At 67.9% G+C, this 13,662-nt stretch carries 15 protein-coding genes; 9 read left to right on the top strand and 6 right to left on the bottom strand.

The features are described from left to right. Positions 1-53 precede the first annotated feature (53 nt). The gene (locus tag N1027_RS01465) at positions 54-1,043 is read left to right on the top strand and encodes a glycoside hydrolase family 6 protein (protein ID WP_259504331.1); all 990 of its coding nucleotides are present in this window, start codon (positions 54-56) and stop codon (positions 1,041-1,043) included. 73 nt (positions 1,044-1,116) lie between these two features. Here N1027_RS01465 and N1027_RS01460 read toward each other — a convergent pair whose 3' ends face one another. Beyond that, positions 1,117-1,521, bottom strand: coding sequence for a response regulator (locus N1027_RS01460; RefSeq protein WP_259504329.1), 405 nt, complete (start codon positions 1,519-1,521; stop codon positions 1,117-1,119). Positions 1,522-1,553: 32 nt separating this feature from the next. Here N1027_RS01460 and N1027_RS01455 point away from each other — a divergent pair, with 32 nt between their 5' ends. Then, entirely contained in the window at positions 1,554-2,492 is a 939-nt protein-coding gene (locus N1027_RS01455; protein WP_259504326.1) for a response regulator transcription factor, read from the top strand. Between the two features lie 2 nt (positions 2,493-2,494). On the opposite strand, the gene N1027_RS01450 is transcribed toward N1027_RS01455, so the two are convergent. Further along, complete coding sequence (locus tag N1027_RS01450; RefSeq protein WP_259504324.1) at positions 2,495-2,857, bottom strand: hypothetical protein; 363 nt, start codon at positions 2,855-2,857, stop codon at positions 2,495-2,497. Between the two features lie 26 nt (positions 2,858-2,883). Beyond that, positions 2,884-4,332 carry a glycosyltransferase family 2 protein gene (locus N1027_RS01445; RefSeq protein WP_259504322.1) on the bottom strand — a complete coding sequence of 483 codons (1,449 nt, stop codon included), beginning with the start codon at positions 4,330-4,332 and terminating at the stop codon, positions 2,884-2,886. Between the two features lie 104 nt (positions 4,333-4,436). On the opposite strand from N1027_RS01445, the gene N1027_RS01440 reads away from it, so the two are divergent. Further along, complete coding sequence (locus tag N1027_RS01440) at positions 4,437-5,084, top strand: hypothetical protein (protein ID WP_259504321.1); 648 nt, start codon at positions 4,437-4,439, stop codon at positions 5,082-5,084. Between the two features lie 150 nt (positions 5,085-5,234). On the opposite strand, the gene N1027_RS01435 is transcribed toward N1027_RS01440, so the two are convergent. Together N1027_RS01435 and N1027_RS01430 are read right to left on the bottom strand one after the other, a co-directional pair. Continuing rightward, positions 5,235-6,404 (bottom strand): GGDEF domain-containing protein, encoded by a 1,170-nt coding sequence (locus N1027_RS01435; protein ID WP_259504320.1) that lies wholly within the window; start codon positions 6,402-6,404, stop codon positions 5,235-5,237. A gap of 43 nt (positions 6,405-6,447) precedes the next feature. Continuing rightward, the gene (locus N1027_RS01430; RefSeq protein ID WP_259504317.1) at positions 6,448-8,082 is read right to left on the bottom strand and encodes a sensor histidine kinase; all 1,635 of its coding nucleotides are present in this window, start codon (positions 8,080-8,082) and stop codon (positions 6,448-6,450) included. Between the two features lie 80 nt (positions 8,083-8,162). Between N1027_RS01430 and N1027_RS01425 the strand changes: the two genes are divergently transcribed. The 5 genes from N1027_RS01425 (at position 8,163) to N1027_RS01405 (ending at position 12,711) form a co-directional block, all read left to right on the top strand. After that, positions 8,163-8,831, top strand: coding sequence for a response regulator (locus N1027_RS01425; protein WP_259504315.1), 669 nt, complete (start codon positions 8,163-8,165; stop codon positions 8,829-8,831). Further along, positions 8,828-10,030, top strand: a complete 1,203-nt coding sequence (locus tag N1027_RS20060; RefSeq protein WP_259504313.1) for a sensor histidine kinase — start codon at positions 8,828-8,830, stop codon at positions 10,028-10,030. The genes N1027_RS01425 and N1027_RS20060 overlap by 4 nt, the downstream gene beginning before the upstream one ends. Further along, entirely contained in the window at positions 10,027-11,232 is a 1,206-nt protein-coding gene (locus N1027_RS01415; protein WP_259504310.1) for a hypothetical protein, read from the top strand. The genes N1027_RS20060 and N1027_RS01415 overlap by 4 nt, the downstream gene beginning before the upstream one ends. A gap of 137 nt (positions 11,233-11,369) precedes the next feature. Then, positions 11,370-11,636, top strand: a complete 267-nt coding sequence (locus N1027_RS01410) for a hypothetical protein (RefSeq protein WP_259504307.1) — start codon at positions 11,370-11,372, stop codon at positions 11,634-11,636. Between the two features lie 220 nt (positions 11,637-11,856). Next, positions 11,857-12,711: a TetR/AcrR family transcriptional regulator gene (locus tag N1027_RS01405; RefSeq protein WP_259504304.1), complete on the top strand. Its 855-nt coding sequence runs from the start codon at positions 11,857-11,859 to the stop codon at positions 12,709-12,711. Here the strand turns inward: N1027_RS01405 and N1027_RS01400 are convergent. Beyond that, on the bottom strand, positions 12,697-12,918 hold the full coding sequence (locus N1027_RS01400) for a hypothetical protein (RefSeq protein WP_259504301.1): 222 nt from the start codon (positions 12,916-12,918) through the stop codon (positions 12,697-12,699). The genes N1027_RS01405 and N1027_RS01400 overlap by 15 nt on opposite strands. A 180-nt stretch (positions 12,919-13,098) precedes the next feature. Here N1027_RS01400 and N1027_RS01395 point away from each other — a divergent pair, with 180 nt between their 5' ends. Next, positions 13,099-13,617 carry a hypothetical protein gene (locus tag N1027_RS01395; protein ID WP_259504298.1) on the top strand — a complete coding sequence of 173 codons (519 nt, stop codon included), beginning with the start codon at positions 13,099-13,101 and terminating at the stop codon, positions 13,615-13,617. Positions 13,618-13,662: the final 45 nt, after the last annotated feature.

Below are 13,662 nucleotides of genomic sequence, written 5' to 3'. Positions count from 1 at the left end.
GTGCGGCCGCGCGGGGTTAGAGTGGGACGAGTCCGACCGGGGGAGGACCCTTCTTGAGCAACGTTCTGCCGCGCGTCGGCCTGGGGGTGGCGATCGTCGCGATCGCCGGTGTGCTCGCCACGATGGTGGCCGGGGTCGGGGCGATCTACGCCCAGGGCGGCGTGGCCGGCGACAACCCGTTCGCGGGCAGTTCATTCTTCGTCGATCCGGGCTCGAAGGCGCAGACGGCGGCGGATGCGGCGGCGGGCTCGGACGACGACGCGGATGCGGCCACCTTCACCCGCATCGCGGCGGTGCCGACGGCGATCTGGCTGACTCCGGAGAAGCATCCGGTGGGCGAGATCGGGGGCTACGTCTCCGGCATCGCGGAAGCGGCGCAGAAGCTCGGCCAGACCCCCGTCTTCTCGGTCTACGGCGTGCCGAACCGCGACTGCGGCAACCTCTCGAGCGGTGGCCTCTCGGCCGAGCAGTACCCGGTGTGGGTGCAGGAGATCGCGGATGCGCTCTCCGGCGGCCCGGCCGTCGTCATCCTGGAACCGGATGCGCTGGCCCTGGCCGACGAGTGCGGAAACGTCGACGAGCGGCTGGCCGAGATCGGTGCCGCGGTCGACTCCCTGGCGGGAACCGGCCTCACGGTCTACCTCGATGCCGGGCACTCCAACTGGGGGCCGGCTGCCGACATGGCCGACCTGCTGAACCGCGCCGGGGTCTCCCGAGCACGCGGCTTCTCCACCAACGTCTCGAACTACAACGCCACCGACGTCGAGCAGGCGTATGCGGATCAGATCTCGGCGCTCACCGGGGGCGCCCACTACGTGATCGACACCTCGCGCAACGGCAACGGCTCCGACGGGCAGTGGTGCAACCCGTCTGGGCGGGCGCTCGGCGCCGAGCCCGCGGTCAGCCCCTCGGGCAGCGCGCAGGATGCGAATCTCTGGGTGAAGCCGCCCGGCGAGAGCGACGGCACCTGCAACGGCGGCCCGGCCGCGGGGGAATGGTGGAACGCGGGGGCACTCGAGCTGGCGACGAACGCCGGCTGGTGAGACGGGGCGGCGTAATGCACGATTTCAGAGCGACCGATGCCCTATAGGCCATCGGTCGTGCTGAAATCATGCATTACGACCGCAAGGGCGTGATGGGCAACCCGACCGCGCCGCGCGCCATCTCGTCGATCAGCCCGAGCGGCACGCTCTTGTCGAGCACGCAGAACGCGCCGGCCGACACAGCGCGCTGAGGGTCGTCGCCGGCTGCGGCGGTCGTCATCACGAGCACCGCGGTTCCGGATGCGCGCAACGTGCGCACCCGGGACTCGACCGAGTTGCGTTTGCTCGACGCCGCATCCAGCACCACGAGATCGGTGGGGAACGCGGGGTCGTGCAGCAGGTCGCCCCAGCTGGTGGCGGTGAGCACGACGGCGAGCTGCGGATCGTTCGAGCCGAGCCAATGCCGGAGTCCGCCGGTGAAGAGGGCGTCTTTGCTGACGATCGCGACGCGGGCCGCATCGCCCGCTGAAACACTCAATTCGGGGCCCATCCGTTGGTACGATCATCGCAATGGACTCTCATGCGGAAAGACGCGTCGCGGTGATCATCGAAGACGATGCTGACATCCGCCACCTGCTCGAGACGGTTCTGACTCAGGCGGGCTTCGAAGTGGTGGCGACCGGCAACGGACTCGACGGCGTTCAAGCCGTGCGCGCCTACGACCCCACCGTCACGACGCTCGACGTGAGCATGCCCGGCATCGACGGTTTCGAGGCGGCCAAGCGCATCCGTGCGTTCAGCAACACCTACCTCGTGATGCTCACGGCGCGCGACGAGGAGATCGACACGCTTCAGGGCCTCGAGGCCGGCGCCGACGACTACCTCACGAAGCCGTTCCGCCCGCGCGAGCTGCGCGCCCGCATCGAGGCGATGATGCGCCGCCCGCGCCAGGTTCTCGCGCACGACGGACCGGTTGCGGTCGCGCAGCCCGCGCCCGTTCCCCTCACGACCGCGGCCCAGCCCGTCGCGCCCGCCTACGCCCCGGCGCACGGAGCCCATGCCGCGGGGGTTGCCGACACCGCCGCCGCCGTTCCGGCAGCCGCAGCCCCGGCTCCGGCCGCGCCCCCGGCCCCGGCGGAGCCCGCCGCCCCGAAATCGTTCGACCCCGACGACGGCTGGCTCGAGCACAACGGACTCTGCGTGAACTCGGAGATGCGTCTCGCCGAGAAGAAAGACGGCGGTCCCGTCGAGCTCACGCGAAGCGAGTTCGACCTGCTCACCGCCCTGATGGAGTCGAAGCGTCGCGTGCGCAGCAAGGCCGACCTGGCGTTGCTCTTGCGGGGCGAGAGCTACGTCACCGCCCACTTCGTGAGCGAGGCCGACAAGCGAGCCATCGAGGTGCACATGGCGAACCTGCGGCGCAAGCTCGCCGACAGCATCACGACGCCGCGCTGGATCGAGACCGTGCGCGGCGTCGGCTACCGACTGGCTGCTTCCGAAGACGACTGAGCTCATGAGGCTCGGCCGTCTCCGCTGATCGGATGCGACGGCCCCGGCCGGTCCAGCACGGCGCGGAGCTCCTGACACGTCGCGTCGCCGACCTCGCGCAGTCGCGGCAGGTGATTCAGGCTCGCGGACAGATCGGCCTTCTTGACAGCAGCATGCACCATGCCGGCGATGGCCTCGAGGGGCCATGCGCCGAGCATGGTGCTGCTGCTCCGGATGCTCAGCAGCACGACATCGGCTTCGTCGAAGTCGTGGCTGCTGAGCGCGTTCATCAACCTCTGGGATCGGGTCTCCCAGAGGTTGATGAAGTCGAGCACGAACCGGCCGCTGCTCTCGTCTCCGATGGAGTTGAGGAGTGCGAGTGTCACGTCCGGTTCGACGTATCGCGATGGGGTCAAACCTTGTACCCCCGGTAACGGCGCAGAACCTTCGCCACCATGCTGAGTGTCTGAAGAATGGTGATGACGCCGAGCACAGGCCAGCCGATCCAGAGGATGGTCGACTGAACGAACGGGTCGAGCTGGAACCAGGCGAGCACCATCACGGCGACGACGAGCACGAGGATGACCAGCGGCACGAGGTAGCCGTTGCCGCGGCCGCGCTCGGCCTTGGCCTGGGCGGCCCAGTTGTCGGTCTGCTTGCGGCTGAGGAACTTGGTCCAGGCCCGCAGGAAGTGACCGAGCCGCACCCACATGTAGATCTCGGCGGGGAAGAGGAACAGGGCGAACACCAAGTCGCGCCCGTTGCGGTTCTGCATCGAGAGCGCAGTGCGCAGGTTCAGCAGGATGGCGACCACCGGCGGCACGAGCCAGATCGGCGAGAAGACGAAGGCGCTGATGGAGAGCGAACCCATGAGCAGCAGCACGAAGAGCACGCGGGTGACGAGGTTGGTGAGCATCGAGAGGTTCTCGAGCCAGCGCAGGCGCAGGTTCGGGTGGAACGGCTGCCCCTTGGTGTCGCCGCGCTGCCCCGGCCACATGAGCTCGATGGCGCCGAAGTTCCACTTGACCTGCTGGGCGTCGAGGCCGCGCAGGGTGGTCATGCCACCGACATCCGCTCGCGAATGGGCGGAGATCTTGGTGAGGTAGCCGGCGCTCTTGATCTGCAGCGACAGCAGCGAGTCCTCGACCTCGGAGTCTTTCACCCAGGGGGTGTCCTGGTGGTTCTCGACCATGATCTGGCGGAGGGCCTTGGTGCTGAAGATCGAGAACTGGCCGCCGAGCACCGCCATGTTGCGGCCCTTCAGCATGTTCTGCATGTTGAAGGCGGCGAACTGGAAGCGCTGGCCCGTGATGAGGAACTTCGCGATGAAACCCTTGATGGGCTGGTCGTCGATGGAGAAGATCGCCGAGATGCCGCCGATGCGGCTGTCGGAGGTGATCTCCTCGGCCAGGCGCTCGACCGCATCCGGAGCCGCCGTGGTGTCGCCGTCGACGCCGAGCAGGAAGTCGCAGCCTTCGACGAGCTGGAAGCCGTAGTTGAGGGCGCCGACCTTCTTGTCCTTGTTCTTGCCGATGTCGTGAACGTAGACCTCGGTGAACTGCTCGACGCCGTCGACCTCTTTGAGGTGCGGGCCGGCGTACTGCGCGGCGATCTTCACGGTGTCGTCGGTGGTGTTGTTCACCACCACGTGGATGACATCGGGGAGGCGGGTCTGGCCGAGGAGGGATTCGAGCACGGCGCCGATGGACTCGGCCTCGTTGTACGCCGGGATGATGCACCCGATCGTGGGGCGGTACGTGGGGAGCGCCTCGACCGACTCGATGAAGTCGTTTGCGAGGTCGTCCTGGACGGCGCCGATGTCGGTGCGGTCCGTGACGTACGGGTTGCTGATCTCTGCCATGCCCTCAGTCTGGAAGACGACCCCCAGCGTTCCCGGCGCCAATGAGCCAGGGTCTCGTCAAGATCACCTTAAGATTGGCTCAAGTCGAGGGAAGGGGCGGTCCGATGGCGCGCAAACAGGGGGCACGGGGCCGGAGAACGGCCGTTCTCAGCACCGCGACGGTGCTGGCCACGGCGCTCGTCGCCGGGTTGAGCGGATGCGGAACGGCCCCCTGGGACCAGCCGGGCTTCAGCACCGCCTCACCTACGCCCACGAAGACGGCGACGCCCACGCCCACTGCCACCATCACTCCCATCGTGAACGAGTTGGCCAGTGGCTCGGCCCAGCACCAGTTGAAGGCGGGGGACATCTCGCTCACGGTCGACTACTACTCGACGCTCAGCATGGACGAGTGGACCGCGGGGGCGAACAAGCCCATCACGTTCACCCTCAAGGGCTCCTTGGGCACTGACGACGGGCAGAGCTTCTACCTTTCGCGCGTGACGGTGACGCCTGCGGTCTCGGGCCTCACCGGTCAGCTGCCGGCGCCGGCCGCCATCAGCGACCAGTCCTCGCTGCCGCAGGGCTACTACATCAAGGCGCCCTACAGCTACACGCAGACCTTCATCCTTCCGGCGCTCGACCCGGCGGCCACGTCGATCACGCTCGCCTTCACCTACGAGATCCTGCAGCAGACCGCCCCCACCTCGAACGACTACGCGAAGCAGACCGCAGTCGACCAACTGACGATCGCGATCGCACAGCCCGAGTAGTGCCAACGCGATCGCAAGCCGCGGGCCGCGCTCGACGACCCAGGGTGAGTGCGAGGCCGCGCTAGCGACCTCACGCGAACATGTCGCGCGGCGCCGGGCAAGGACCGGCGACGCCCGAGGACGCCGCGCGAAGCACGGCGCCCGAGGCAGCTAGCTCGCCGGGAGGGCGCGCCCCACCACGATGCGGTTGCCACCCTCGTCGCGGGCCGCGAGCGTCGCGTCGTCGAGCGCCCGGCGGAGGGCCGGGAGGCTGTAGCCGAAACCGTCGGTGTCGACCACGCCGAAACTCGCGGTGGCCCGGAGAGACTGCTGCGGGTCGATCGGCTCGTCGACCAGGGCGGTCTGCAGGCGGATGGCGAGTCGTTCCGCCTCGTTCGCGTTCGACGTCACCACCACGATCACGAATCGCCCTGCACCGGTGTGCCCGAGCAGCGATGTCGTCGGGGCGTAGTGCCGCACGATCTGCGCGACCGATCGGATGGCGGCGTCGCCGAAGGTGCGGCCGAACGCCGTGTTCATCTGCGGCAGGTTGTCGACGTCCATGGCGATCATCGCGAGTCGGTCGCCGTTGAACGACGCGCGTTCCACCCAATCCGCCCACTGCTGCATGAAGGAGGTGGCGGAGAGCACGCCCACCACGGAGTGCACCCCCACCGTGACGTCGCCGAGGGCGCGGGCGCCGGAGCGCTCAGCCTGCAGGATCGACATCGAGATGGCGCCGAGCAGCACCAGCACGATCGTGATGACCGTGGTGATCTCCGACCCGAAGTAGGTGGCGAAGATGGCACTCTCGGGCCCGAGGGTCACGAAGATCGAGCTGCGCAGCACGTAGAAACCGAAGACGAACCACAGGCAGAAGCTGAGGATGCGCGCGTTGAGGTTGCGGCGCATCCGGGAGCGGATCGTCTCGGCCCCGCCGAGCCCCGCGAACACGGCGATGCCGATGAACAGCCCGGTCGAGCCCGTCCAGATGCCGCCGTTCGGCCCTTCGAGGGCGGTGAGGAGGGCGACGACGCCGCCACCCGCGAGCGCCAGCCCGATGAACGACTTACGACCGTTGAACACCCGCGCACCCGACCAGATGGCGCCGATGGAGATGACGTAGGCGGTGTTGCCGATGGCGAGCACCCACCAGAGGAGGGGCGACACGCTCCACACCAAGAAGGAGAGCGCCGTCAGCATGCCCGCGATGAAGGAGATGCTCCACAACCGGCCCGAGGCGTCGTTGCGGCGCATCGCGGTGTTCACGATGAAGGAGACTCCGCAGAGGATGATCACGAGGCCGCTGAGGATGAGCAGAGTGGTCTGGTCGAGTGCCATGCGCCGAGACCCCCCTCGATCGAAACGTTCTGTGAGTCGGAGTTTAGCGTGCGCGGGGGATGGAGGCGGTGAAGCTCGTGCCCACGCCGAGAGCGCTCGTGACCACCAGGTCTCCGCCGTGCCGGCGCACGATGTCGCGGCTGATGGTGAGCCCGAGCCCGGAACCGTGGATCGTCGACTGACGCACACCCTCGGCTCGGAAGTAGCGGTCGAACAGCTTGGTCTGCTCCAGGTCGCTCAGGCCGATGCCCGTGTCGCTCACGATGAGGTCGACATGGCTCGCGGAGCTGCGGGTGCTGACCGAGACGTGTCCGTTCTCGCGGTTGTACTTGATGGCGTTCGAGATGAGGTTGTCCATCACCTGACGCAGCCGGAACCCGTCGGCTTCGAGCAGCACCGGCTCGGCGATGGAGTTCTCGATCGAGATGCCGCGATCGGAGGCGCTGAGGCGCTGCGCCTCGATCGACTGCACCGCGATCTCGGCCAGATCGCACTGGTTGAACGACATCACGATCTGCTGATCCTTCTCGCTCGCCGCGGTGAGCAGATCGGCGACCAGGGCGAGCAGCCGGTCGGCGTTCGAGGAGGCCACCTCGAGCATCGAGCGGGTGGAGGCATCGAGGCCCTCGTCGTCGAGCGCCAGTTCGAGGTAGCCGAGAATCGAGGTGAGCGGCGTGCGCAATTCGTGCGAGACGGATGCGACGAGGTCGTCGCGGGCCTGGATCGCGTTGATCTCGGCCGTGACATCGCGGGAGACCATCACGCCGCCGTCGAGTTCGCCGTCGGGCGCGGTGAGCGGACGGGAGCTCACCGAGAGGGCGACGCGGTGCTCGCCGGGCTCGCCGAGCCACACCACGACGTCGTCGAAGCGCTCACCCCCGGTCGCGCGTCGGAAGGGCCGTTCCTCGGGGAGGTAGGGGGTGGTGCGATCGGGTTTGTAGAGCACGGGAGGTTCGACGCTCGACTCCGGCTGGCCGAACTGGGTCTGGAAGTTGCGGTGGGCCCGGTTCACGATCGACTCGACGCCGTCTTTGCCGAAGGCCACCACGCCGAAGGTCACCGCGTTCAGCACTTCGTCGAGCGTCTGTTCCTGCCGCCGCGCTCGCCGGAGGGCCACCTCGAGCAGGTCGGCCTGCTGCCGCAGCAGACCCCGTTGAGCGGAGGTTCTGCTCGACGTCAAGAGCGTCGTGGTGGCGATGAAGGTGAGCGTCACCGGGAGAAGAAGCAGCCCAGGAATGCTGTTCAGTGTGAGCGGCTCTCCGTTCAGTAGGGCGCTGAGCCAGAGCAGCGTCGACGAGGTGACGACGCTGGTGACGGCCCCCCGCAATCCGAAGTACCCGGCGAGCCAGATCACCGGGAACACCAGCAGGAGTCCGGCGCCGAGCACCGAGTTGCCCTGCCGCACGGCGACGATGGCGAAGATGTCGATGATCGGCAGCAGTGCGATCCAATAGTGCGGAAGGGTCGACCAGGGCACGATCGCGGCGGCGCCGGTGAGCACGAACACGACGGCGACACCGCCGAAGAACCGCACGTCGAGCACCGAGCCGGGCTGGAAGACGAAGGCGGCGCAGACCAAGAGCAGGAGGGCTGCGGCGAGCAGCAGTTGCGACTGGAAGACGGCGCGGTCCACGCGCGAGCGGCGGTCCGCTTCTACGACGACGCTCCCCGGGCTCATGGGATGAGATTACAGCCAACGGTTCCCCGTGATTGGACCGGTCATTCGTGTGCCGCGTATCATTCAGCAGGGGTGTCGTTGTGGATGGTGTGGCGAACGCGGGCGGTGTGCGACCCCGCGCGGTCGGGATCGTCGACGACCACGAGATGATCCTCGACGGGATGTCGAATTGGATCGGCGCCCACGCCCCTGACCTCGACGTCGTGATCCGCTCGTCGAGCTGGGTCGAGATGGCCCGGCATCCGGCGTTCCCACCCGAGCTCGTCATCATGGATCTGCAGCTGAAGGAGCCGATCTCGGTCGAGGCACGCATCCGGATCTGCCTCTCCGTCGGTGCCCGGGTGGTGGTGATGAGTGCGCTCGACTCGCCCGAGACCGTCGAACGGGTGCTCGCGGCAGGCGCTGCAGCCTTCGTGTCGAAGTCGCGCCCGGCGAGCGATCTGGTGCGCACCGCGCGCTCGGTGCTCGGGGTGGCCCCCCGCCCAGGTGACGCCTGGGACGACGCGCCCCGGCCGATCGTGCACGGCGCGACAGCGAGCAGCCGGTTCACAGAAGAAGAAGAGGAGACGCTGCGGTTGTATGCGTCGGGCCACAGCCCGGTGGAGGTCGCGATGATCCGCGGCACGAACATCCAGGCCGTGAAGAATGCGCTCGAGCGCATCCGGCAGCAGTACGCCGACGAGGGCCGCGTGGCCGACAAGAAGCAGGAACTCATGTTGCGAGCGGCCGAAGACGGGTACCTGTCGTGACACTTCAGATCGCGGCTGATGTCGACGGGGTCGCCACCGGTCGCGCGCTGGCCCAGGCCGGCAGTTGGCTCGCCGGCGTGTTTCTGGCCGCCACCATCCTGGTGTCGGCGGTGTTCATCCCCGTCACCGGTCACCTCGAAATCGCCGTCGGGAGCGCGGCGCTCGCCGTGGCCGGGGTGGGAGTGGTGTGGGCACTCCACGTTCGCCATGTCGTCGCGGCGATCGCCCTCACCCTGATCGCCTGCGGCGGGCTCTACGTCTTCGCTCTGATCGCGACAGCGGTCTCGCTGCTCGAGCCCGGTGCGGCGCCCTCGAGCGACTACGTGCTGATGTCGATGCCGGAGTTCGCGATTCTCGTGGTGGGCATCTCGGCCCGATCGCTCCCTCGGGCGCTCGGCCTCGGCACCCTGGCGTTGCTCGCCGGCCCCGGGCTGGTGCAGCTCGCCGCCTGGCAGCAGGGAATGCGGTTGGCCCCCGACGTGCCCGTGCTGCTGTGCTACTTCGCGCTGAGCCTGTTCGTCGTGGTGCTGTGGATCGGTCGTCGTGATGCAGCCCTCGGCACCGCGCTGATGTCGGGTGCTGCGCTCGACGAAGAACGGGATGTCGCGTTGGGGCGCTTCTCCACCCGGGCTTCGAGTTGGCTGCACGACACCGTGCTGCACGATCTGCGCTCGCTCGCGGCATCCGATCCCGGCCCGCTCTCCGAGGAGCAGGCCCAGGCGATCGACCGCGACCTCGCGAACCTCGCCGACGTGCGGATGGTGCTCGACGACCCGGCAGTCACCGGCTCCGCCACACGCGCTCTCGTCGCCGTGCCCGCCTTGGTGGGTCTGGTGCGGGATGCGGAGCAGAGGGGCCTGCGAATCCGGGTGAGCGGCGATCTTCCGGCCGTGAACGCACTGGGGTTCGCCGTGACCCGCAATCTCGAACGGGCGATCACCGAATGCCTCGACAACGTGCTGGCGCACTCCGGGGTGCGCGAGGCGGAGATCTCGGTGATGTCGAGTCCGTCGGAACTGAGCGTGATGGTGTCGGACTCGGGAGTCGGGTTCGAGGTGAACGACACCGCGGACGACAAGGTGGGGCTGCGGATGGGCGTCGTCGAGGCCATCGTCGACCTCGGGGGATCGGTACAGATCTGGTCGCGACCGGGCGCCGGCACCGCGGTGTTCATGACCGTGCCGGGTGGTCAGCCGTGAGCCGCCGAGCGCGGGCGGTCTCGCCGGTCGTGGCGCCGGTGCCCACTCCCTCCCCGACGCGTCGAGGGCCGCACCAGGTGTTGCGGCCGCCGCGGGGGCTCACCGCGCTCGAACTCGATCCGCTCGCCGCGATCAGTGCGCGGGGGTTCCTGATCGTGGTCGCGGCGGTGTCGATGCTCTGCGCCATCGGCCTCACCGTGGTGACGGCCGATCAGATCTCGTCCTGGCCCTTGGCCGTGCTGGCATTGGTGCTGCTCGCGGCCGGATACGGATGGTTCATCCGCAGCGCCCACTTCGATGTCGGTGTCTCGAACGACCGCTTCGCCGTCTCCTACGCCCTCGTCGCGATCGCGACCGTGCTGAACTCGCTCAGCTGCCTCGGCTCGAACGTGTACGTGCGCGATGACTGGGGTCTCGTGACGATCGGATTGGTGCTGATGGCTGCCGCACCGTTCCGCACCTACGCCGAACTCGGCACCTACACCACGATCTCCGCGGCGATCGCGGTGCTGCTCGCAGTGCTGCACTCGTTCACGAGCTTCGGTTCGAGCATCCCGCTCGCCGTGATCGTGGTGGTGGCGGTGGCACCGGCCCTTGCGCTCGGCCTCGGTTCGGTGGGATACGCGCGGCAACTGCTGCTCGGCATCTACGCCGAGCGACTGGATCAGGCCGCGAGTCGCGACCGGCAGTTCGACGAATTGCGCCGCACCTTCGTCGACGACGACGTGGTGGGAGAGATCGGATCGCTGCGGGAGGAGATCGTGCCGTTCCTTGCGCGCGTCCGGCAATCCGGCACGATGACCGTCGATGACCGGGTGCGCGCAGGGGTGCTCGCCCAGAACCTGCAGGGCTCCATCGCCGAGGCGCGGCAGTCGGACTCGATCAGCGACCACGTCTCGGAGCTGACCGACGAGGCCGGCTTGCTGCCGAGACTGCACGAAGACGACCGAGCGACTCTGCGGGCACTGCTGATCGCCCTGGGCAGCTCGTCGCACGTCTCCCCCCAGGGCATCTCGCTCGAACTGGTGGAGGGTGAAGACGACCGGTTCGGGGTGGTGCGCTGCCGTGCCGACGACGTGCGGGCGCTGCGGGCAGACGTGCTGCCGTTCATCCGGATGGCGCGACTGATGTTCCATCGGGCCAGCGAACAAGTGACCGACGACACCCTGCTGGTGCAGTTCGACATCGACCGCCTCAGCTGATTACGCCTCGATGCGGTTCTGCGGCTATCCGCATCGATCGCGCATAGTTGCCCCGGGTGCCCGTCGGGGCCTCGCTGGGCGCTGTAGCTTCATGACACGTCGAGGTTGTCGCCTCGATGGTCACGAGGGAGAGCCCGATGATCCAGCGAGACACCGTCACCGACAAGGTGCGTGCCGTCGTTGTTAACGCGGGCAGCGCAACTACGGCTCAGGCCGTTTCGCGCATGGGCTCGGCTCTTCCTGATTCCTCGGCAGCGGTGCAGGATCTCGCCGGTTCACCCCACCCTGCGATGATCCGCACCGCTGCCGAGCTCACGCCGGCGCTCCTGCGAGCGGGTAACTCCGCTCGCAGGGGCGCCGTGCCGGAAGCGGCGCCCCGGGCTCCTGCGGTCGTCCGCATCTGACGGACGCGCGTCGAGGCGGCGTTCGGGTCCGTTGCGGCCGCGCTGTTCTGGATGTGGTCGTGGAGTCCGGGGCGTCGTCCCGGTGCACTCGGGGTGGTCCCCGGGGTGAGTTGTGAGCCGTCTTGTCGGGTTCCGCCCTCGGTATTCACTACTGTTTACCTAACGATGCGTCTTCATCGATCCAGAGACGCCGTGTAACAGTCGTCTGGGGGTGCAGTCGGTGGTCGATTCCTCCCGCGCCGACGAGTCGCATCGGCGCCGTTCGCGCATCCGAGCCGCCGAAGTGCGTCGCCGGGTGTTGGATGCCGCACTCGACCGTGTGGAGGGCATCGGCCTGACCATCGGCTTCGAGCATCTCGTGATGGACGACCTGATCCGCGAAGCCGGGGTGCCCCGGAGTTCGACCTACCGACTGTGGGACTCGAAGGAGGCGTTCGTCTCCGACCTGCTGATCGAGATCGCCACCGAGACATCGAACAAGCTCGCCGACGCGGAGACCCTGGAGATCAGCGAGCGCATCCTCTTCGACAACGTCGAGAGCCTGACCGATCCGGGTGAGCGGCAGCGGGTGATGTACGAGGTCATCCGGGTGGCGCTCGAGCACAACTACCGCGCGGTCATCGCGTCGGTGCCGTGGCAGTCGTATGTCGGACTCTCGGCGACGCTGCTCAGCCATCTCGAGTCGTCGGCACGCGAGGAGATCGAGCGGGCGCTGCGGGCGGGCAGCGATGCCTTCATCGAGCGGATGGCGGAGTTCCACCGGTGGTTCTCGACCATCCTCGGCTACCGCATCCGCGCCGAATGGAACGGCGACTACCGGCCGTACGCCGTGGTGATCTCGGCGGTGGTGGAGGGCCTCGGACTGCGGCATCTCGGCAACCCCGGGGTGGTGGATGCAAGCTATCGCGGGCCGGCGACGAGCACCTCCGACGACCCGGATTGGGCGCTGCCCGCGCTCGCACTGGTGGCCATCCTGGAACGCTTCCTCGAACAGGACCCGGATTTCGATGCCGAGGCGAACGTCGAGATGCTGCGCCGCATGAAGGCGGCGCGGGAGGCCTCAGTCGACGACTGAGGTGCCGAGCAGGTGCGCCACCGCCTCCTCTGGATCGGCGTACGGGCCCGACCACGCCTGACGCGTGTGCACGGTGGCGAGCTTCGCGTGCCAGCCGTCTTTAAGCAGGTAGAGCCGCGCGATCGGCTTCTCGATGTCGCCCGAATGGATGATGGCGCGGTCGGCGCCCTCGTAGTGCAGATTCCCCATGTAGTAGATCGTACTCATCCCCTCCGACGCGCACTGCACGCCTGAGCAACAAACGTTCATTTCGCGACGCATCCCGTCACCAAAACGACGGGTGTTGTCGCAAACCCGCGGTGTTTCGAGGCGAAAAGCGAAGCTGAGATCCGCGGTGGGGACGCCCTGCTGCGCTGCCCGTCACACGCCAATCCCTGGGGGAAAAGTATGCTCAAGAAGGACTCTGTCTCGACCGAGGTCGAACCGACGCTCGAACGCCGCACCATCATGAAGGGCGCCGCCTGGTCGATCCCCGTGATCGCTCTCGCCGTCGCGACTCCCGCCGCTGCCGCGTCTGGTGACACCGACCTCGGTGCCTACCACCTCAACGGAAGCTGTGGCACTCTCGGCCTCCTCGGCCCCGGTTTCACGCTGACCGCCGGCCCGACCGAGCCGCTGCCCATCGGCACCACCGTCACGATCACCGGCTCGGGTATCGCGAACATCGGCGTCTTCAGCGTCACCGGCGGCACCGCCAACGTGAACGTGCTGAGCAACACCAGCCGTCAGATCACGCTCACCTCGGCCGTTCCGGCCGGCGCCACGATCGCCTTCCGCACCACCCTGTCGATCTCGGTGTCGTTCACGCTGAACGCCGTGACGACGCTGCCTTCGGGATTCGTCGGCACCGGCGGCAAGCCGGCGGCCTCGGTCAGCTCCACGCTGATCCTCTGCTCCGCCACCTGATCGAAAGCCGACGCCGGCCGGCTTCTCGCCCTCGGGCAGGAGCCG

This window comes from Herbiconiux aconitum (assembly GCF_024979235.1).
Taxonomy (GTDB): domain Bacteria; phylum Actinomycetota; class Actinomycetes; order Actinomycetales; family Microbacteriaceae; genus Herbiconiux; species Herbiconiux aconitum.
Note: the sequence above shows the minus strand (reverse complement) of the source record. Positions and strands in the feature narration are given on the sequence as shown.